The organism is Saccharothrix sp. 6-C, assembly GCF_016695385.1.
Lineage (GTDB): Bacteria > Actinomycetota > Actinomycetes > Mycobacteriales > Pseudonocardiaceae > Actinosynnema > Actinosynnema texasense.
In genome coordinates this window covers 1,914,292-1,934,926 of record NZ_CP064192.1, presented here as the reverse complement: position 1 = coordinate 1,934,926, position 20,635 = coordinate 1,914,292, and the positions used below count along the sequence as shown (strand labels likewise).

The window sequence follows — 20,635 nt, the reverse complement described above, 5'->3', positions numbered from 1 at the left end:
TTTCGGACTCGCGTCAGCGGTTGACCGTCAGGTCGCGCGCCGAGGCGTAGCGGTCCCGGACCCACGGGGTCGGGTCGGCTTCGACGGACGTCGAGGCCAGCTCCGACCAGTGGGGCGGGGTGTCCGCGCCGCCGACCGCCCACGCCGCCTGCCTGGCGGCGCCGTCGGCCACGTACTCGCTCGGCTCCGGCACCAGGACCGGGCAGCCGAAGATCGCCGGCGCGAGCTGCCGGACGGCGGGCATCCGGGCCCCGCCGCCGATCAGCAGCACGCGGGTGACCGGCATGCCGAGCGCCCGCAGCGCGTCGATCGCGTCCGCCAGGCTGCACAGCAGGCCCTCGACCGCGGCGCGCGCCAGGTGCGCCGGGGTCATGGTGTCCAGCCTCAGGCCGTGCAGCGCGCCGGTGGAGTCGGGCTTGTTCGGCGTCCGCTCCCCCTCCAGGTACGGCACGAACACGAGGCCGTCCGCGCCCGCCGGCGCGGTGAGGGCCAGGTCCGACAGGTCCGCCAGGTCGACGCCGAGCACGGCCGACGTCGACGTGAGCACCCGTGAGGCGTTCAGGGTGCACACGAGCGGCAGGTGGCCGCCCTCCGCGTCGGCGAAGCCGTTGACGATGCCGGTGCCGTCGGCGACAGGGTCCGGCCAGCGCGCGAACGCCGTGCCGGACGTGCCGATGGACACCACGACGTCACCCGGCTGCGCCTGCACGCCGAGGGCCGCCGCCGCGTTGTCGCCCGCGCCCGCGCCGAACCGGCCGCCGACCAGGTCCGCCGGGCCGACCACGCGCGGCAGCGCGACGACCTTGCCGAGTGCCAGTTCGAGCAGGTCCGGGCGGTAGTCCCCGGTGGACGGCGACCAGTAGCCCGTGCCGCTGGCGTCGCTGCGGTCGGTGGTCAGCGCGTCGAGGGACGTGCCGCCGGACAGCTTCCACGTCAGCCAGTCGTGCGGGAGGCAGACCGCCGCGGTGCGGGCGACCGACTCCGGCTCTTCGTCCGCCAGCCACCGCAGCTTGGTCACGGTGAGCGAGGCGACCGGCACGCTGCCGATCGCCTTCGCCCACGCGTCCGGGCCGCCCAGCTCGGTGGTGAGGTCGGCCGCCGCCTGCGCGGAACGGGTGTCGTTCCACAGCAGCGCCGGCCGGACCACCTCGCCGGCCTCGTCGAGCGTCACCATGCCGTGCTGCTGCGCGGCCACCGACACGGCGGCCACGTCGTCCAGGCCGCCCGCGTCCGCGATGGCGGTCTGCAGCGCGTCCCACCACGCGGAGGGATGCACCTCGGTGCCCGTCGGGTGCGTCGCGCGCCCTTGTCGAACAAGGGCGCCGGTGTCCGCGTCGCGGACCACAACCTTGCAGGACTGGGTGGACGAGTCGACGCCCGCGACGAGCGCCATCAGCGCGCGCCCAGCAGGTGCTCGGTCGCCAGCTGCGCCAGGCGCACGAACCCGAAGCCGCGCTCGGCGGCCGTCTCCGGGTCGAAGTCCTCGCCCTTGAGGAAGTCCGCGATCGACTCGCCCTCGTTCAGGGTCGGCTCGGCCAGCTCGTACACGCCGCTGTACTTCAGCGCCTCCTGCACCTCGGGGTCGGCGCGGAACGCCGCCGCCCGCTCGCGCAGCAGCTTGTAGGTGCGCATGTTGGCCGCCGCGCTCTCCCACACGCCGTCGAGGTCCTCGGTGCGCAACGGCTTGTAGTCGAAGTGCCGGGGCCCGTCGTAGCCGCCGTTCTCCAGCAGGTCGACCAGGAAGAACGCGGACAGCAGGTCGCCCTGGCCGAACACGAAGTCCTGGTCGTAGCGCGGGCCCTTCTGGCCGTTGAGGTCGATGTGGAAGAGCTTGCCCTGCCACAGCGCCTGGCCGATGCCGTGCACGAAGTTGAGGCCCGCCATCTGCTCGTGGCCGACCTCGGGGTTCACGCCCACCAGCTCGTGGTGCTCCAGCGTCGAGATGAACGCCAGCGCGTGGCCGATCGTCGGCAGCAGGATGTCGCCGCGGGGCTCGTTCGGCTTGGGCTCCAGCGCGAAGCGGAAGCCGTAGCCCTGGTCGACCGAGTACTGCGCGACCGTGTCGACGGCCTCGCGGTAGCGGTCGAGGGCGGCGGACACGGGCTTGCCCGCGTCGACCTCGGAGCCTTCCCGGCCGCCCCACATCACGATGGTCTGGGCGCCGAGCTCGGCCGCCAGTTCCAGGTTCCGCAGCACCTTCCGCAGGGCGAAGCGGCGGATCGAGCGGTCGTTGCTGGTGAAGCCGCCGTCCTTGAACACCGGGTGGGTGAACAGGTTGGTGGTCACCATGGGCACGACCATGCCGGTCTCGTCCAGCGCCGAGCGGAACGCGGCGACCCGCTTGCCCACCTCGGCCGCGTCGGCGCCGAAGGGGAACAGGTCGTCGTCGTGGAACGTGATGCCCCACGCACCGAGCTCCGAGAGCTTGCGCACCGCCAACGGCGCGTCCAGCACGGGGCGGGTCGCGTCGCCGAACGGGTCGCGTCCCTGCCAGCCGACCGTCCACAGGCCGAAGCTGAAGTTGTCCACGAGGGCACCTCCAATAAGTTTGATGCCTGAACTTATCGCACTCAGCCGCTAGTATCCAGTGGTGTCCAGACCGCAGCCCGCGAGCCAGCACACCGTGCGCCGGCACAACTCCGCCCTCGTGCTCGACGCCATCGCCGAGGCGCCCGGCTCGTCGCGCGCGGCCGTGGCCGCCCACACCGGGCTGACCAAGGCCACCGTGTCGAGCCTGGTCGACCGGATGATCGGCGCCGGGCTCGTGGCCGAGGGCGAGGCCCAGGCCAGGTCCGGTCCCGGGCGGCGCGGCACGGCGCTGCACCTGTCGCCCACCGGGCCGCACGGGCTCGGGGTGGAGATCGGGGTCGACTACCTGGCCACGTGCCTGGTCGACCTCACCGGCCGGGTGCGGGCGCGGTGGGTGCGGCCCAGCGACAATCGTGCCTCCTCCCCCGCCCGCGTGCTGGCCAAGGTGGCGACGGCGGTGCGCACGGCGGCGAAGCAGGACGTGCCGATCGGCGGGGTGGGCGTGGCCGTGCCGGGCCTGGTGGAGGTGGCCGGCGGGACGTTGCGGGTCGCGCCGAACCTGGGCTGGCGCGAGGTGGACGTCCGGGGCGAGGTGACCCGCCGGGTCGAGCTGGACGTGCCGGTGCTGGTGGGCAACGAGGCGAACCTGGCCGCGCTGGCCGAGCTGTGGCACGGGGACGTGGCGGCGGACTTCCTGCACGTCTCCGGCGAGATCGGCATCGGCGCGGGCATCGTCGTCGGCGGGGCGCTGTTCGAGGGCGTGTCCGGGTTCGGCGGCGAGATCGGGCACCTGTCCGTCGACCCGCGCGGGCCGCAGTGCGCGTGCGGGTCGCGCGGGTGCCTGGAGCGGCTGGCCGGGCAGGACGAGATCGTGCGCGCGGCCGGCGTGTCGGGGGTGGACGAGCTGCTGGCCAGGCTGGCCGCGGGTGAGCGGACGGCCACGACGGCGGTGCGTTCGGCGGCGCGGTGGCTCGGCGTGGCGCTGGCCGGCGCGGTGAACCTGCTGGACCTGCCCACGGTGGTGCTGGGCGGCACGTACGCCCGCCTGGAGCCGTGGCTGCAGGAGCCGTTGCACGCGGAGCTGGACCGGCGGGTGGTCAGCGGCGAGTGGTCGCCCGTGCGGGTGGTCGCCTCGTCGTTGGGCGCGGAGGCCGCCATGCGGGGCGCCGCGACCACCGCCGTGCGCGCGATCCTCGCCGACCCCGACCCCTACGTGACCACCGCCCTGTCCTGAGCGTTCACCCCACTTGTCCCGAGCGTTCAACTCACCTGTCCCGAACGTTGGACTCTCGCGCCCTGAACGTACGACTCTCGCGAGAGTCGTACGTTCAGGGCGGGCGTGTCCTACGCCCCGGCGCCCCGGGTCGGGCGTTCGAGGACGGCCAGGAGCGCCCGGCAGGTGTGCTCCGGGTCACCCTCGACGGAGGGGATGACCGCGGGCGCGCGGGTGGCGATGATCGTTCGCAGGGTGTCGTGCATGGCCGACAGCTCGGCCGGGGTGGCCCGCACGGTGCCGCGCTCGGTGAAGCGGCGGATCGCGTTGGCCTTGGTGTCGTTCAGGACGACCTCGTGGTACGCCGTCCCACCTCGGCCGCCGGCGCGGCGAGGCGGTCGAGGAACTCCGGCACGACCACGTCGTGACCGGACGTCAGGTGCACGCGGTCGGCGGCGACGGCGATGTCGCGCGCCAACCGACCGGCCTCACGCCGAGGTCGCCCGCGATCAGGCCGCGCACCCGGGCGGGCCGTTCAGCGCGATCAGCCGGGGCACCCGGCGAACCTGGCGGCGGGGACGGTGCCCCCTGGTCACCGTCCCCGCCCCGCACACCTTGCCGATCACCGGCGCACTCCGGTGCGCACACCGCCGGTATCGGTGTCACTACGTTGTGTCCACGCGGCACGCTGTCACCCGAATGCAGTCGCCCGAAGTGGGCGCACGGCGGGGCCGCGTCTGACAGCCTGGACGGCACGTTTGCCACTGCGGACGTGCCGCCGACAGATGCCAGGGGGGTGGACCGGTTGCCGCGCGGAGAACGCCCGTTGGACGTCGGTGACAGCCCGTTGCTCAAGTTCGCCGCCGACCTGAGGTCCTTGCGGGACAAGGCGGGCGGGCACAGCTACCGGCAGCTCGGCGCGCGCGCCCACTACTCGGCGACGACGTTGTCCGACGCGGCGGGCGGGCGCAGGCTGCCCACCCTCGCGGTGACGCTGGCCTACGTGCGCGCCTGCGAGGGCGACGTGGCCGAGTGGGAGGACCGGTGGCGGCAGGTCGCCGCCGAGGTGCTGCCCGGCGCCGACCCGGATCCCGACGAGGGCCACCCGCCGTACGCGGGCCTGGCGGCCTACGGCACCGAGGACGCCGAGTGGTTCTTCGGGCGCGACCACGTGCTGGACGACCTGGAGCAGCGACTCGCGCACCGCCGGTTCGTCGCGGTGTTCGGCGCGTCGGGCGCGGGCAAGTCGTCCCTGCTGCGCGCCGGCCTGGTGCCGCGGGTGACCGGCCGGGTCGTGGTCACCGCGCCGAGCGAGACCGCCGATCCCGACCTGGACGCCGACCTGCTCATCGTGGACCAGTTCGAGGAGGTCTTCACGCTGTGGGCGGACGTCGAGCAGCGCGCCTCCTACGTCGACGCCCTGCTGACCGCGCGGTGCAAGGTCGTGGTCGGCGTGCGGGCCGACTTCTACGGTCACTGCGCGCAGCACCCGGCGCTGGTGGAGGCGCTGGCCGACGGCCAGCTGCTGCTCGGGCCGATGGGCGCCGAGGAGCTGCGCCAGGTGATCATGCAGCCCGCCGTGAAGGCGTCCTGCACGGTGGAGACGGCGCTGGTGTCGCGGCTCATCGCGGACGCCACCGGCCAGGCGGGCGTGCTGCCGCTGATGTCGCACGCGCTGCTGGAGACCTGGCGGCGACGGCGCGGCACCACCTTGACGCTGGCCGGCTACGAGGCCGCGGGCGGCGTCCAGCACGCCATCGCGCAGACCGCCGAACGCACCTACACCTCCCTGGAACGGCACCAGCGCGCCTTGGCGCGGCAGGTGTTCCTGCGGCTCACCGCGCTCGGCGACGGCACCGAGGACACCAAGCGCCGGCTGCCGCGCGCCGAGCTGGACGACGACGTGGACGTCGACGTGGTGCTCGACCGGCTCGCCCACGCCCGGCTGCTCACCCTGGACCGCGACAGCGTGGAGATCGCGCACGAGGCGCTGATCCGCTCCTGGCCGCGGCTGCGCGGCTGGCTCGCCGAGGACCGGGAAGGGCTGCGCACCATGCGCAGGCTCACGGAGGCCGCGGCCACCTGGGAGTCGCTGGGCCGCGACCCGGACGCGCTGTACCGGGGCACGCGGCTGGACACCGCGGTCGAGTGGACGCAGCGCGACGGCGTGCGCACCAGCGCGCAGGAGCGCGACTTCCTGGCCGAGAGCCTCCAGTCCCGCGACCGGGAACGGCTGCTCGCCCACCGGCGCACCCGCAGGCTGCGCCAGCTCGTGGCGCTGCTGGCGGTGCTGCTCCTGCTCGCCGGCACCGCCGTGGTGATCGCGATCACCGCGCAGAAGGAGGCCGCGGCGGGCTGGCGGTCGTCGGCCGCCTGGTACGTGGCCAACCAGTCGCAGAGCCTGCGCAGCAGCGACGCGCGGCTGGCGGACCAGCTCGCCATCGTCGCCCACGACCTCAACCCGAACGACGAGACGCGCAACGGCGTGCTGACCGCGCACGCGACGGACGAGCTGGACACCGCCACCCGCGCCGCGTTCGCCTCCGCCCAGGCGCTGTCGGACCCGGACCGCGAGCAGGACCCGCTGCGCCGCGTGCTCGGGCCCGCCGACGAGACGGTGACCTCCATCGCCGTGAACGGCGCCGGTCAGGCGTTCGCCACGACGGCCGTCGACGGGCGGGGGAAGGTCTGGGACGTCACCGACCTGACCCCGGAGGTGACGCACACCTTCGACTTCCCGGTCGACCGGATCGCGTTCGACCCGGCCCGCGCCCGCACGCTGGTCACCGTGTCGGAGCTGTCCGGGGTCGTGGTGTGGGACTGGTCGGACCCGGCCAAGCCGGTCGAGGCGGCCCGGCTGACCGACCAGCCGCACCGGGTGGTCGGCGTCGTCCACAGCCCGGACGGCCGGATCCTCGTCACCTTCGACGTCATGGGCGTGGTCCGGTTGTGGGACCTGTCCGACCTCAAGGCCCCGGAGCCGCTCGTGAAGCTGGACACCGGGCGGGACATCACCTCGGTCGCCCTGTCGCACGACCACCGCACGCTCGCGCTCGGCACCGCCAAGGGCGACATCCGGCTGTACGACGTGAGCGCGCCGGCCGATCCCGCGGAGCTGTGGTCCGGCCGGGCGCACCGGGGCGCGGTGCAGGCGATGGGCTTCGACCGGACCGGTGACGCGCTCGCCACGGTCGGCACGCAGGACGTGGTGGCGCTGTGGGACGTGTCGGACCCGCGGCAGGCGGCGGGCCGCGGCCGGATCAACGGGCTCACCGAGGGCGTCTACGCGGTGGGGTTCGGCGACACGGCGACCGACGTGGTGACGTCGAAGTCGAACGGCACGACGCGGTCCTGGGAGTTCGACTACGACACGGCGGTGGCCGAGATGTGCGCCGAGGTCACCGCCCACATCACCCGCGAGGAGTGGCAGCAGTACGTGGGCGCGGTCGGCGTGCTGGACTACGACCGCCCGTGCGGTTGATTGGCGGCCCGGCACGGGCGGGCCGATAATCACCGCGTGACCACCCCCCGCGACGACGACCGCACCGCGGCGCTGCCGACCGGCCCGATCCCCGACGGTCCGCCCCTGGTGGACCCGCGCGGACCGGGCGCCGTGGAGCCCTCGGTCGTCGGCGGGCCGGAACGGCCGGCCGAGCCGCGGGTGAAGCTGAGGCCGACCAGGATCAGCGGCACGTGGGTCGCGGTGCTGGCCTCGATCGTGGTGCTGATCGTGCTGCTGGTGTTCATCCTGCAGAACCTCGCCGACGCCACGATCCACTTCCTGGGCGCGGCGGGCACGCTGCCGCTGGGCGTGGCGCTGCTGTTCGCGGCGATCGCCGGGGCGATCTTGGTGGCCCTGGTCGGCGCAGCCCGGATAATGCAGCTGCGCCGCCAGGCCAAACGAGGGCTGCGCTAGTCGTCCTCAGTGCTCAGCCCGAGAAACAGGACCTACCGTTCAGCGTGAAGCCGGTGGGTGCGACGTTGCTGCCCTGCCAGCTCGCCTGGAATCCGAAGTCCACCGAGCCACCCGCTCCGATGGTCCCGTTCCAGCCCTCGTTGGTCACCGTCACGGCAGCGCCGCTCTGCGACGCCTTGCCGTTCCAACTGTTGGTGATCTGCTGGCCGTTCGCGAACGTCCAGCCCAGGTTCCAGCCCGTGATGGCCCTGGAGTCCCGGTTGGTGATCTTCACCGATCCGGTGAAGCCTCCTCCCCACTGGCTGGCGACCTGGTACTTCACCGAGCAGCCGGGTGGCGGCTGGTCGGTCACGGTCGTCACAGTGGTGGTGGTCGTGGTGGTCGTCGTCGTGGTGGTGCTCGACGACGAGTCCGTGGGGTGCGTGTTGCTGCTGCTGCTGGTGCCGCCGCTCGGCTCGGCCACCAGGATGCCCCGGCCGTTCGTGCCCAGGTAGACGCGGCCGTAGACGCGCGGGTCGCCGGTGATCGCCTCGCCAATGTTCCCGTACTGGTGCCGGTCGTCGTTGATGCGGACCCAGCTCGCGGCCTCGTCGTCGGACCGGTAGACGCCGGTCTTGCCGTCGACGGTCAGCACCGCGTACAGCGACGGGTAGCGCTTGTCGAACGCGGCCTTGCCGAAGCCGATGTTGACGCCCGACGTCACGCCGGCGACCGCGGTGACCGTCTTGCCGCCGTCGGTCGAGCGGAACAGGCCGCCGTCGCCGACCAGCCACAGGTGGCCCTCGTTGCCGGGCACGGCGTGCAGCTTGCCCACGTCGGCGGTCGCGCCGGCGGTGAACGTCGCGCCGCCGTCCGTGCTGACGTAGACGGTGTCGTTGGCCAGGCCGTAGAACTTGTTCGGGTTGACGCGGTCGGACTCCACCACGGCGCCCGCCGGGATGCCGGTGGACGGCGTCCAGGTGTGGCCGAAGCCCACCGAGTGGTGCACCGCCGCGCCCGCCGGGCTCCACACGAACCGGGAGCCGTCCGCCGCCGCCGCGACCGTGCCGCCGCCGGTGACGCCGCCGGGCTCGCTGCCCGCGAACCAGGTGCCGCCGTTGGTGGAGAACGCGACGTGGGCCGCGCCGTCGACGTTGCCGGAGCGCACCATGACCTGCGGGTTCAGCTCGGCGAAGTCGAGGCTGGTGGTGGAGGTGAAGTTCGGCTGCTCGTACATCATCGACGGCACGGTGGTCAGGCTCGCGTGCCGGAACCCGCCGATGTCACCGAGACCGCTGAACAGCGGCACGCCCGCGGGCGGGCTGATCAGGTCGAGCACCGCGGTCTCCTCCAGGCCCGCCGCGGTCGGCTTGATCGTGATCTGGCCGCCGCTGTCCCACTTGAGCAGGTCCGTGGTCCCGTAGACGGTGGCGCCGGTGCCGTACATCATCCGGTTGGAGTCGAACGGGTCGATCTCCAGCGACTCCACCATCCAGCCCAGCTTGGGCGTGACCTCCGGCGGCTGCGGGTTCGCGCCCCAGCTCAGCCACGGCGACGTCCGGATGTCCATGGTGTAGCGGAAGCTGCGGTCCGGGTAGCTGGTGAAGTCCCACGCCCGCGTCCACGTCGCGCCGCCGTCGGTGCTGCGGAAGATGATGATGTCCGGCCACCAGGAGATCTGGGTGGCGACCATCAGCGTGTCCGGGTCCTGCCGGTCGATGGTCAGGCCGCTGTAGCCGAAGTAGTCGTCCGCGCTGGTGGAGGGGACGGGGCTGATCCGCGTCCAGGCGCCGGTGGCGGTGTCGTACTTCCACACGTCGCCCTTGCCGCCGTCGTACGGGCCGCCGGTGTCGCTGGTGGCGAGGTACAGGAACCCGCCCTTGGTGTCCAGCTCGCCCTGGTGCGCGATGTAGCCGGTCGGCTGGCCCGCCAGCCGGGTCCACGTCGCGCCCGCGTCCGTGCTGCGGTAGACCGTGTTCTCCTTGTCGGCCACGCCGACGTAGATGGTCCTGGTCGCGCTGCCCGCCGTCGACGACCTCGGGTCGTAGGTCACCCAGACCACGCCCTGGATGTCGTTGGCGTAGCCGTTGGCGTCGTTCGGGTCGGCCACGTAGTTGCCGGGGTTGGGGAAGGTCGTCACCTGCGACCACGTGGCGCCGCTGTCGGTGCTGCGCCACAGGCCCTTGCCGCTCGGCGCGCCGAAGTACAGCACCCGGCCGTCGTTGGGGTCGACGGACAGCCGCTCGCCCATGCCGCGGCCCGGCATGTTGCCGCCGAGCTTGAACGGCAGCTCCGTGCGCTGCCAGGTGGCGCCCCGGTCGGCGGAGCGCAGGATCGCGCCGTTGTGGGGGTCCCAGCTGTTGGTGTACATGCCGACGGCGGCGTAGACCTTGTCGGCGTTCTCGGGGTCGGGCGCGATGCTCGCGACGCCATTGTAGCCCCACTCGTCCCAGCCGACCCAGTCCAGCAGCGGGATCCACCGGCCGGTGGCCTGGTCCCACCGGTACGCGCCGCCGATGTCGGTGCGGGCGTAGATCAGGTCCTTCTCGGCCGGGCTGAACACGATGCCGGGCACGAACCCACCGCCCTGGATCTCCACGTTGCGCCAGGTGTGCGGCTGCTCGGGCACGGCGGCGGCGGTCGGCGTCGCGGGACTCGCCGCCGCCGTCACCAGCACCACGCCGAGCGCGGCCACGACGGCGGCGGTCAACGCCAGGAGCCGCGTGAGCGGGGTGCGTCGGGCCATCGTGCTGCGCTCCTTTGCGCGGGGGGTGGGAGGAGGCGGTGGGCGAGAGGGATCCGCCTCCCCCCTGGCTTCGGGGAGTCAGGGCTCTGGAGGTCGAGCGCCCGGCCGCACGGGCGCCGACCGGTCCGTCCGTTCTGGGAGCGCTCCCAGAGAGGGCAGGATTGGACGGTAGCCAGGTTGATCGACTGACGGCAAGAGTCGGAGCTACGCCATCCGAGTGAACTGTGGTTTCAGAGCGTCCCGGGCGCGTCGAACGCGTCGATACGGACATCGAATCGCTTCGAAATGCCGCGGCCCGGACCAGCCGGTCCGGGCCGCGGAGAGTGCTTCGAGGTCGTGCTCAGGCGCTCGAACGGGTGACCATCGCGGTCGGGAGGAGCAGGAACGGCGGGAGGTTCTCCTCGCCGGCCAGCTCCGCCATGAGCCGCCACGTCATCGTGCGCCCCAACTGCTCCACGTCCTGGCGGACCGTGGTCAGCGGCGGCACGGCGGTCGACGCGATCATCAGGTCGTCGAACCCGACCACGGCGACGTCCTGCGGCACCCGCTTGCCGTGCGCGTGCAGGGTCTGCAACGCGCCGAGCGCCATGATGTCCGCGCCGACGAACACCGCGTCCAGGTCCGGGGCCTGTTCGAGCAGGTCGGCCATGGCCGCGGCGCCGCTCTCCGGCGTGAAGTCGCCGTAGGCGACCAGACCGGTCTCGACCCTGGCCTGGCTGAGCCCGCGCTTCCAGCCCGAGAGCCGGTCCATGCCCACGGCCATGTCCCGGGGGCCGGCGATGGTGCCGATGCGCTTGTGACCCCGCGCGACCAGGTAGCGAGCCGCTTCCATGGCGCCGTTGAAGTTGTCCGAGTCCACATAGGGCACTCCGCCGGCGCCGAGGGGCCTGCCGCAGACCACGGTCGGCAGGCCCGCGTCGGCGAGCGTGCGGGGCAGCGGGTCCTGGCCGTGCAGGCTGATCACCAGCACGCCGTCCACGTGGCCACCGCACAGGTAGTTCACCAGGTCCTGCTCGTCGCCCTCCTTGCTCATCATGAGGACGAGCTGGACCCGCTTGCCCGCGAGTTCGGCGTGCACACCGCGGAGCACACCGGCGAAGAACGGGTCGTTCAGGACCCGGCTGCCCTGCTCGGAGACGACCATGGCGATGCAGTTCGCCCGGCTGCCCGCGAGCGTCCGGGCCGCCTGGTTCGGGCTGTACCCGAGCTTCCCGATGGCCTGGTGGACGGCTTCACGCGCCCTGGAGCTGACGTACGGCTCGCCGTTGATCACCCGGGAGACGGTCGACTTCGACACCCCGGCTGCCCGAGCGACCTCCTCGAGCCGGGTGTTGGGTCGTCGCGCCTTGGGCGGGTCAACGGCATCTGTCACGGAGCGACCGTCGCCGCGAGAACGTTGCCACGGGCAACCTGCGAGTACCACATGGCACTCATCTTAGGCGTCCGCACCTGGGTCTCGTAGTCGACATGCACGATCCCGAACCGCTTGGCGTAGCCCTCGGCCCATTCGAAGTTGTCCATGAGCGACCACGCGAAGTAACCGCGCAGGTCGACACCCGCCTCGATGGCCGCGTGCGCGGCCCTGAGGTGCGACTCGATGTAACCGAGGCGCTCGGGGTCGTTGATCGACCCGTCGTCGCTGATGGAGTCGACGTAGGCCGCGCCGTTCTCGGTCACGTAGAGCGGGATGCTGGGGTAGTCCTGGTGCACCCGCATGAGGACCTTGAACAGGCCGTCCGGCTGCACCTCCCAGTCCATGTCGGTGCGCGGCAGGCCGCGGCTGGGGAACGACACGTGCTCCGCGCCCACCCACGGCGACCCGGTCGGGCGACGGCCGTTGGTCTGGACCGGCGCTTCGGGCTCGGGCGTGCTGCTGACGAAGTGCTCGGCGTAGTAGTTGACGCCCAGCTGGTCCAGCGGCGCGGAGATGATCTCCAGGTCGTTCTCGCGGATGTGCTTCGAGAAGCCGTAAGGCTCCAGGTCCTCCACGATGTCCGCCGGGTACTCGCCCTTGAACAGCGGGTCCAGGAAGATCCGGTTCTGCAGGCCGTCGAGCCGGCGGGCGGCGTCGAGGTCGGCCGGGTTGTCCGGGTCCGCCGGGATGATCGGGTACATGTTGAGCGTGATGCCGATCTTGGCGTTCGGCGCCTGCTCCCGGATGGCCGAGGTGGCCAGGCCGTGCGCCAGCAGCAGGTGGTGCACGGCCGCGACGGCGGCCTCCGGCTCCTGGCGGCCGGGCGCGTGCACGCCGGCGGCGTAGCTGAGCAGCGACGAGCACCACGGCTCGTTGAGCGTGGTCCAGTTGTCCACCCGGTCGCCGAGCGCGCCGACGACGGACTCCGCGTACTCCGCGAAGCGGTACGCGGTGTCGCGGTTGGCCCAACCGCCGGCGTCCTCCAGCGTCTGCGGGAGGTCCCAGTGGTAGAGGGTCAGCCACGGGGTGATGCCGGCTTCGAGCAGCTTGTCGACCAGCCGCGAGTAGAAGTCCAGGCCGGGCTGGTTGACCGGGCCGGCGTCCGGGCGGATGCGCGGCCACGCGGTGGAGAACCGGTAGGCGTGCAGCCCGAGGTCGACCATCAGCTGGACGTCCTCGTCCACGCGGTGGTAGTGGTCGGCGGCGGGGTCACCCGTGTCACCGCCCACCACCGCGCCCGGAAGCTGGCAGAACGTGTCCCAGATGGACGCGGTGCGACCGTCCGCGGTGGTCGCGCCTTCGATCTGGAACGCCGCGGTCGCGGCGCCCCACACGAATCCCTCGGGAAAGGAAATCGACTCCACAGCTACCCCTTCACAGCACCCTGCATGATCCCGGCGACGATCTGCCGACCGAGTACGAGGAAGACGATCAGAATCGGGACCGTGGCCAGCGTGGTCCCGGCGAGCACTAGCGAGTTGTCGACGTAGTAGCCGCTCTGCAACTTCTCCAGGGCGACCTGCATCGTCGGGTTGTCCGCGTTGAGCACGATCAGCGGCCAGAGGAAGTCGTTCCACGACGTCATGAACGTGAAGATGCCCAGCATGGCGGCGGCCGGGCGCACCGCGGGCAGGCACACGTGCCAGAACGTGCGGATCATGCTGCAGCCGTCCATGCGGGCCGCCTCGATCAGCTCGTCCGGCACGGCGTCGGCGATGTACTGGCGCATCCAGAACACGCCGAACGCGGTCACCAGGTTGGGGATGATGACCGCGCCGAGGGTGCCGGACCAGCCGTACTCCGCCATCGCCATGTACAGCGGGATGATGCCCAGCTGCGTCGGCACGGCGAGGGTGGCGACCACGAACACCATCAGCGGTCCGCGGCCCTTGAAGCGCAGCTTGGCGAACGCGAAGCCGGCCAGGGTCGAGAGCACCACGACCGACACGGTGACCGTGCCGGAGACGAGGACGCTGTTGCCCAGCGCCTTCCAGAACGGGATCGTGTCGAGCACGCGGCCCGCGTTGTGGAAGAAGTTGCCGCCGGGCAGCAGGGGCGCGTCCGCGGTGAACTTCGCGTCGTCGTGGCTGGCCACGAGGAACGACCAGTAGAACGGGAACGCCGAGCCGAGGATGAACGCGATCAGGATGCCGTAGACGACGAAGCCGGGGCGCCGCTCGGAGAGCGACACCGCCTTCGAGCGCTTCGGCTTGGCGCCCCTGGTCCCGGTGGCGGACGGGCGATCGGTGATGGTGGCCATCACGCCTCCCCACTGGACGCGAGCCTGCGGGTGAGCAGGAAGTTGATCCCCGCGATCGCGATGACGACGATGAACAGGACCCAGGCCATCGCCGAGGCGTAGCCGAGGTCGAGGCTCTGGAAGCCGGATTGGTACATGTAGAGCACCACCGTCTGGTACTGGTGGGTCGCACCGCCGTTGGCGCCCGCCGAGGGCGAGAACAGCAACGGCTCGGTGAAGATCTGGAGGCCGCCGATGGTCGACGTGACGATCACGAAGATCAGCGTCGGGCGCAGCATCGGCAGCGTGATGCTGAGGAACTGGCGCACCTTGCTCGCGCCGTCGACCCAGGCCGCCTCGTAGACGTCGCGCGGGATGGCCTGCATGGCGGCCAGCACGATCAGGGCGTTGTAGCCCGTCCAGCGCCAGTTGACCATGGTGGCGATGGCGACGTGGCTCCACCAGCGGTCGGCCTGCCAGTCGATGCGGTCGAAGCCGAACCACTCGACGATGTTGTTCACGGTGCCGTACTGCACGCCGAACAGGTCGCCGAAGATGATGGTGAGGGCGACGAGGCTGGCCACGTAGGGCAGCAGCACGCCCATCCGCCAGCCGGTGCGACCGCGCAGGGCGGTGTTGAGCAGCGCGGCCAGCAGCACCGCGATGATGATCTGGGGGATCGTCGAGATCGCGAAGATGCTCAACGTGTTGACCATCGCGTTCCAGAACTGCGAGTCGGCCAACAGCTCGGTGTAGTTGCCCAGCCCGAGGAACTCCTGCTCGTCCGCGCCGAGCTCCCAGTCGAACAGGGAGATGTAGGCCGTGTAGAGCAGCGGGAAGAGGCCCACCACCGCGAACAGGACGAAGAACGGGGCGATGTAGATGTACGGCGAGAACTTCACGTCCAGGCGGGTCAGCCGGTAACGCCAGCTCAGCTTGGCCGGACCGATGTCATCGTTGTCGTCGCGCCGCGGCGGGCGGGGCTCGGCGCCCCGCCCGCGCGCGACCGAAAGCTCGGTCGTCATTACTTGGCAGCCTTCTTGGCTCCCTCGATGACCTTCGACCACGCCTCGTCGGGCGACGTGCCCTGCTCGACCGAGGTCAGCGCCGGGGAGACCACGTTGTCCTGGATCTCACCGTCCTGCGGGCCCTTGTACTGGGCCGCCGCGACCTTGTTGGCCTGCTCGGCGAACAGCAGGCCGACCTTCTCGCCGCCGAAGTACTCGCTGGTCTGGTTGAGCAGCTCCGGGGAGATCAGCGCGTTGGTCTGGCTCGGGAAGGTGCCCTTGGCCTTGAACGCCTTGATCTGCTGCTCCGGCGCGGTCAGCCACGCGGCCAGCTTGGCGGCCTCGGCCTTGTTCTTGCCCTGCTTCGGGACGGTCAGGTACGAGCCGCCCCAGTTGCCGCCGCCGCCGGGGAACGCCGCGGTGACGGCCCACTTGCCCTTGTGGTCGGGACCGGCGTTGCCCTCGATGACACCCAGCATCCAGGACGGGCAGGTCTTGGTGGCGAACGCCGACTCCTTGAAGCCGGTCTCCCACTCGGGGCTCCACGCGGCGAGCTTGGCCGACTGGCCGCCCGCGACCGCGGCGGTGACCTGGTCCCAGATCTTCTTGTCGTCGTTGGTCTCGATCACGAGCTTGTCGTCGCGGTCGAAGTAGCCGGTGCTCGCCTGGTTGTGCATCGGGTTGAAGATCTGCGCGGCCGAGTCGAACCACGGCTTGCCGGTCGCCTTGACGTAGGCGTCACCGGCGGAGAAGTACGAGTCCCAGGTCGCGAACAGGGCCTTCACGCCCTCGGGGTCGGACGGCAGCTTCGCGGCCTCGAGGAGGTCCTTGCGGTAGCACATGGCCAGCGGGCCGATGTCGGTGCCGTAGCCGATGAGCTTGTTGTCCTTGGTCGTGACCGCGTCGACCTTCCACTGCAGCCAGCGGTCCTCGCGGACGTCCTTCGGGCCGATCTCCTTCAGGTCCTCGAACTGGCCGGACTTGGCCATGACCTGGCTGAGGAAGCCCTCTTCGACGGCTTCGACATCGGCGAGACCGGAGCCCGCGCCCAGCTTGGTGAACAGGTTCTGGTGGTGCGGCGCGCCCTGGCCGGTCTTGCGCTGCGTGACCTTGACGTTCGGGTTCGCGGCCTCGTACTCCTTGAGGAGCTCCTCGTAGCCGAACTCGTTGAAGGTCGCGATGGTCAGCTCGACCTTGCCATCAGGCGACGTGCCGGACCCTCCCGAGCCACAGGCCGTGGCGACTGCGGCAAGCACTGCGGTGCAGGCCAGGACTTTGGCCAAGCCTGCTCGACGGTAGCGCACGAGAACTCCTCAGTTGATCGGCGGTGAACGTTCTGGGAGCGCTCCCAGGTTTTGGGGGAGTGTGGTTCGCACCACGGAGTTGTGTCAAGCTCCCGTGTCCGCGCTGTTACCGACGTTGGGTCATTTGCCTTGCTGGACCGATTCTGCTAGCGGTGTGCCCAGTAGTCCGATCAGGCACTGTTCGTAGACCGGTCGGACACGCTCGGTTCATCTCCGCGTCGAACAGCCCGAAAAGATTCACGAGTCGCGCACCCACTCACCCGCCACCAGTCTGCACCGGAAGTGCGCACACGTCGGCCACCACCCCACCGCGAGTCGCGGGCAGTGGCGCGCGGAGTCGTCCGGACGGGTAGCGCGAGTCGGCCGACCGGGTGGCGTCACCGGCCGGCCGAGTCACCTCCGGACGGGCCTCACCGCGAGCTGAGACGTCCATTCAGGACCAATGATCCACCGAAGTGTTTCGTCACGCGCGCGAGGGCGTCCGAATATAGGGGTACCCCTCATGATCGAATCGTTTTCGCGGCGTTATAGGGCGCGCCCGGGCGGCCCGCCGGCTCAGCGGCCGTCCTCGAGATCACCCTCGGTTTCCAGGTACGCCTTTCGCAGCGCTTCCAGCGTCTCCGGCTCCGGGTGCTCCCACATACCCCGTTCGGCCGCCTCCAGGAGCCGTTCGGAGATGCCGTGCAGCGCCCAGGGGTTGGACCGGGCCAGGAACTCCCGGTTCACCGGGTCCAGCACGTAGCTCGCCACGAGCTGCTCGTACATCCAGTCCGCGACCACGCCGGTGGTGGCGTCGTAGCCGAACAGGTAGTCGACGGTGGCCGCGAGTTCGAACGCGCCCTTGTAACCGTGCTCGCGCATCGCGGCCAACCACCTCGGGTTGACCACGCGGGCGCGGAAGATCCGGTTCGTCTCCTCGTTGAGCGTTCTGGTGCGCACCGCATCGGGCCGCGTGCTGTCGCCGACATAAGCCGCGGGCGCTTTGCCGGTGAGCGCGCGCACGGTCGCGATCATGCCACCGTGATATTGGAAGTAGTCGTCGGAATCGGCGATGTCGTGCTCACGCGTGTCGATGTTCTTCGCCGCCACCGCGATGCGCTTGTAGGCGCTCTCCATGGCCGGCCGCGCTTCGACTCCGTCGAGTTCGCGGCCGTAGGCGTAGCCGCCCCACACCGCGTACACCTCGGCCAAGTCGGCGTCGTCGCGCCAGTTGCGGCTGTCGATGAGCGGGAGCAGGCCGGCGCCGTACGCACCCGGTTTGCTGCCGAAGATCCGCATTGTCGCCCGACGCGGGTCGTCGTGCTGCGCCAGATCGGCTTGGGCGTGCGCCCGGACGTAGTTGTCCGACGCCGACTCGTCCAAGTTCGCGACCAGTCGCACAGCGTCGTCGATCAGTGCCACAACGTGCGGGAATGCGTCGCGGAAGAAGCCGCTGATCCGGACCGTGACGTCGATTCGCGGCCGGTTCAACTCGGCGAGCGGGATCGCTTCCAGACCGGTCACCCGACGGGACTGATCGTCCCATTCGGGCCGGACGCCCAGCAGCGCCAGCACCTCGGCGACGTCGTCACCGGCGGTGCGCATCGCGCTCGTGCCCCAGACCGACAGGCCGACCGACGGCGGCCACTCCCCCGTGTCCGCGCGGTAGCGCTCCAGCAGCGACTCGGCCATCGCCTGGCCGGTCTCCCAGGCCAGCCGGGACGGCACCGCCTTGGGGTCGACCGAGTAGAAGTTGCGGCCGGTCGGCAGCACGTTCACCAGGCCGCGCAGCGGCGAGCCGCTCGGACCGGCCGGCACGTAGCCGCCGTCCAGGGCGTGCAGCACGTTCGTCAGCTCGTCCGTGGTGCGGGCCAGCCGGGGCACGACCTCCAGCGCGGCGAACTCCAGGATGCGCGCCACGTCCTCGTCGTCGGTGAGGCCGCGGGCCGCGGCCACCTCCCACCCGGCGTCCTCCATCGCCTGGACGAGCGCGCGGGCCTGCTCCTCGACCCGGTCGGTGGCGGTCCGGTCGTTGCCGGACTCGGCCAGGCCCAGCGCCTCCCGCAGGCCGGGCAGGGCCGCGACCTCGCCCGCCCACATCTGCTTGGCCTGCAGGATCGACAGCACCAGGTTGACCCTGGTCGCGCCGGTGGGCGCCTGGCCCAGGACGTGCAGGCCGTCGCGGATCTGGACGTCCTTGACCTCGCACAGCCAGCCGTCGACGTGCAGGATCAGCTCGTCGAACCCGTCGTCGGCCGGCCGGTCGGACAGGCCGAGGTCGTGGTCGAGCTTGGCGGCCTGGATCAGGGTCCAGATCTGGGCCCGGATCGCCGGCAGCTTCGCCGGGTCCATCGCGGCGATGTTGCCGTGCTCGTCCAGCAGCTGCTCCAGCCGGGCGATGTCGCCGTAGCTGTCGGCCCTGGCCATCGGCGGCACGAGGTGGTCGACCAGGGTGGCGTGCGCCCGGCGCTTCGCCTGGGTGCCCTCGCCCGGGTCGTTGACCAGGAACGGGTAGATCAGCGGGAGGTCGCCCAGGGCCGCGTCCGGGCCGCACCCGGCCGACATGCCGACGGTCTTGCCGGGCAGCCACTCCAGGTTGCCGTGCTTGCCCACGTGCACCACGGCGTCGGCGCCGAACTCGTCGGACAGCCAGCGGTAGGCGGCGAGGTAGTGGTGGCTCGGCGGCAGGTCCGGGTCGTGGTAGATGGCGATGGGGTTCTCGCCGAAGCCGCGCGGCGGCTGGACCATGACCACGACGTTGCCGGAGCGCAGGGCGGCCAGGACGATCTCGCCGTCGGGGTCCCGCGACCGGTCGACGAACAGCTCGCCGGGCGCCTCGCCCCAGTGCCGCTCCATCCCCTGGCGCGTGTCCTCCGGGAGGGTGGCGTACCACTGCCGGTACCGGGCCGCCGGCAGCCGGACGGGGTTGCCCCGCAACTGCTCCTCGGTGAGCCAGTCGGCGTCCTGGCCGCCGGCCGCGATGAGGGCGTGGATCAGCGCGTCGCCGTCGAGGTCGGCCACCCCGGGCAGCTCGTCGCCGATGTCGTAGCCCTGCTCCCGCATCGCGGTGAGCAGCCGCACGACGCTGGCGGGGGTGTCCAGGCCGACCGCGTTGCCGATGCGGGAGTGCTTGGTCGGGTAGGCCGACAGCATCACCGCGATGCGCCGTTCGGCCGGGGGGATGTGGCGCAGCCTGCCGTGGCGCACCGCGATGCCCGCGACCCGCGCCGCGCGCTCGTCGTCGGCGACGTAGACCGTGAGGCCGTCGTCGTCGACCTCCTTGAACGAGAACGGCACCGTGATGATCCGGCCGTCGAACTCCGGGATCGCGACCTGGGTGGCGGTGTCCAGGGGGGACAGCCCGTCGTCGTTCTCGTCCCAGGCGGCACGGCTGCTGGTCAGGCACAGGGCTTGGAGGACCGGCACGTCGAGGGCGGCCAGCGCGCCCACGTCCCAGGCGTCGTCGTCACCGCCGGCGGACGCGGCGGCGGGCTTGCTGCCGCCGGCCGCGAGCACCGTGACGACCAGGGCGTCCGCGGCGCCCAGCTCGGCCAGCAGCGCCGGCTCGGCGGTGCGGAGGGAGGCGCAGAAGACCGGCAGCGGACGGCCGCCCTTGGCCACGATCGCGTCGCACAGGGCGTGCACGAACGCCGTGTTGCCGGCCACGTGGTGGGCGCGGTAGTAGAGCACGGCGATGGTCGGCCCCTCGACCTCGTCCTGCCGCTCCAGCACGCCCCAGGTGGGCGTCGGCTCGGGCGGCGCGAAGCCGTGGCCGGTGAGCAGGACCGTGTCGGAGAGGAACCGGTGCAGCTGGGTGAGGTTCGCCGCGCCGCCGTGCGCCAGGTAGGCGTGCGCCTCGGCGCAGACGCCGCCGGGCACGGTCGACAGCTCCATCAGCGGCGCGTCGGGGTTCTGCTCACCGCCCAGCACGACGACCGGCAGGCCGGAGGCGAGCAGCCAGTCCAGCCCCTCCTCCCACATCCGGCGTCCGCCGAGGATGCGCACGACCACCAGGTCGACGCCCGCCACCAGGGTCGGCAGGTCGTCCACGGCGGTGCGGGCGGGGTTGGCCAGGCGGTAGTCGGCGCCGCCGGCGCGGGCGGACAGCAGGTCCGTGTCGGAGGTCGACAACAGCAGGATCACGTGCGGGCTCCATCCCTCGGGGGTCCTCGCCCCGGTCGTGGGTACGGCGAGCGGAGTTCCTGACTCCCGGGACCTGCCCGGTCACAGTGGCGGGACCGCGCCGGATTCACACCGGCTTCCTCCTGCTGCTTCGCCGTTCGGAGGTCACCCTAACGGCAGTTAGCAT

At 71.6% G+C, this 20,635-nt stretch carries 14 protein-coding genes and 1 riboswitch; of the genes, 3 read left to right on the top strand and 11 right to left on the bottom strand.

Annotation, left to right across the window (positions count from 1 at the left end):
• Window positions 1-13 precede the first annotated feature (13 nt).
• On the bottom strand, window positions 14-1,393 hold the full coding sequence (gene xylB, locus IOD16_RS08940; RefSeq protein WP_201439651.1) for a xylulokinase: 1,380 nt from the start codon (window positions 1,391-1,393) through the stop codon (window positions 14-16).
• Window positions 1,393-2,529, bottom strand: coding sequence for a xylose isomerase (gene xylA / locus IOD16_RS08935; protein ID WP_201439650.1), 1,137 nt, complete (start codon window positions 2,527-2,529; stop codon window positions 1,393-1,395). The genes xylB and xylA overlap by 1 nt, the downstream gene beginning before the upstream one ends.
• Before the next feature lie 61 nt (window positions 2,530-2,590).
• Here xylA and IOD16_RS08930 point away from each other — a divergent pair, with 61 nt between their 5' ends.
• Window positions 2,591-3,763, top strand: a complete 1,173-nt coding sequence (locus IOD16_RS08930; protein ID WP_201439649.1) for an ROK family transcriptional regulator — start codon at window positions 2,591-2,593, stop codon at window positions 3,761-3,763.
• Window positions 3,764-3,873: 110 nt separating this feature from the next.
• Here the strand turns inward: IOD16_RS08930 and IOD16_RS08925 are convergent, their stop codons facing one another.
• Window positions 3,874-4,038, bottom strand: coding sequence for a hypothetical protein (locus IOD16_RS08925; protein WP_201439648.1), 165 nt, complete (start codon window positions 4,036-4,038; stop codon window positions 3,874-3,876).
• A gap of 47 nt (window positions 4,039-4,085) precedes the next feature.
• Window positions 4,086-4,220 (bottom strand): hypothetical protein, encoded by a 135-nt coding sequence (locus tag IOD16_RS40900; protein WP_268957688.1) that lies wholly within the window; start codon window positions 4,218-4,220, stop codon window positions 4,086-4,088.
• 348 nt (window positions 4,221-4,568) lie between these two features.
• Here IOD16_RS40900 and IOD16_RS08920 point away from each other — a divergent pair, with 348 nt between their 5' ends.
• Together IOD16_RS08920 and IOD16_RS08915 are read left to right on the top strand one after the other, a co-directional pair.
• Window positions 4,569-7,223 carry an nSTAND1 domain-containing NTPase gene (locus tag IOD16_RS08920; RefSeq protein WP_236594843.1) on the top strand — a complete coding sequence of 885 codons (2,655 nt, stop codon included), beginning with the start codon at window positions 4,569-4,571 and terminating at the stop codon, window positions 7,221-7,223.
• Window positions 7,224-7,259: 36 nt separating this feature from the next.
• Window positions 7,260-7,658: a LapA family protein gene (locus IOD16_RS08915; protein WP_425471157.1), complete on the top strand. Its 399-nt coding sequence runs from the start codon at window positions 7,260-7,262 to the stop codon at window positions 7,656-7,658.
• Between the two features lie 13 nt (window positions 7,659-7,671).
• Here IOD16_RS08915 and IOD16_RS08910 read toward each other — a convergent pair whose 3' ends face one another.
• From IOD16_RS08910 to cobN, 7 genes are all read right to left on the bottom strand, one after another.
• Entirely contained in the window at window positions 7,672-10,383 is a 2,712-nt protein-coding gene (locus IOD16_RS08910; protein WP_201439646.1) for a cellulose binding domain-containing protein, read from the bottom strand.
• A 340-nt stretch (window positions 10,384-10,723) separates the two neighbouring features.
• Entirely contained in the window at window positions 10,724-11,755 is a 1,032-nt protein-coding gene (locus IOD16_RS08905) for a LacI family DNA-binding transcriptional regulator (protein ID WP_123742698.1), read from the bottom strand.
• Entirely contained in the window at window positions 11,752-13,152 is a 1,401-nt protein-coding gene (locus tag IOD16_RS08900) for a GH1 family beta-glucosidase (RefSeq protein WP_201441269.1), read from the bottom strand. The genes IOD16_RS08905 and IOD16_RS08900 overlap by 4 nt, the downstream gene beginning before the upstream one ends.
• An 11-nt stretch (window positions 13,153-13,163) precedes the next feature.
• The gene (locus tag IOD16_RS08895; protein ID WP_123742699.1) at window positions 13,164-14,057 is read right to left on the bottom strand and encodes a carbohydrate ABC transporter permease; all 894 of its coding nucleotides are present in this window, start codon (window positions 14,055-14,057) and stop codon (window positions 13,164-13,166) included.
• Complete coding sequence (locus tag IOD16_RS08890; protein WP_123742700.1) at window positions 14,057-15,061, bottom strand: carbohydrate ABC transporter permease; 1,005 nt, start codon at window positions 15,059-15,061, stop codon at window positions 14,057-14,059. The genes IOD16_RS08895 and IOD16_RS08890 overlap by 1 nt, the downstream gene beginning before the upstream one ends.
• Window positions 15,061-16,347 carry an ABC transporter substrate-binding protein gene (locus tag IOD16_RS08885; RefSeq protein WP_201439645.1) on the bottom strand — a complete coding sequence of 429 codons (1,287 nt, stop codon included), beginning with the start codon at window positions 16,345-16,347 and terminating at the stop codon, window positions 15,061-15,063. The genes IOD16_RS08890 and IOD16_RS08885 overlap by 1 nt, the downstream gene beginning before the upstream one ends.
• A gap of 555 nt (window positions 16,348-16,902) precedes the next feature.
• Window positions 16,903-20,469 carry a cobaltochelatase subunit CobN gene (cobN, locus tag IOD16_RS08880; protein WP_201439644.1) on the bottom strand — a complete coding sequence of 1,189 codons (3,567 nt, stop codon included), beginning with the start codon at window positions 20,467-20,469 and terminating at the stop codon, window positions 16,903-16,905.
• A gap of 33 nt (window positions 20,470-20,502) precedes the next feature.
• Window positions 20,503-20,631, bottom strand: a riboswitch (cobalamin riboswitch).
• Window positions 20,632-20,635: the final 4 nt, after the last annotated feature.

What these genes read in the sequence shown, in the direction of transcription:
- xylB (WP_201439651.1), bottom strand. Translation starts at nt 1,393, where the DNA reads ATGGCGCTCGTCGCGGGCGTCGACTCGTCCACCCAGTCCTGCAAGGTT.
- IOD16_RS08910 (WP_201439646.1), bottom strand. Translation starts at nt 10,383, where the DNA reads ATGGCCCGACGCACCCCGCTCACGCGGCTCCTGGCGTTGACCGCCGCC.
- IOD16_RS08895 (WP_123742699.1), bottom strand. Translation starts at nt 14,057, where the DNA reads ATGGCCACCATCACCGATCGCCCGTCCGCCACCGGGACCAGGGGCGCC.
- IOD16_RS08890 (WP_123742700.1), bottom strand. Translation starts at nt 15,061, where the DNA reads ATGACGACCGAGCTTTCGGTCGCGCGCGGGCGGGGCGCCGAGCCCCGC.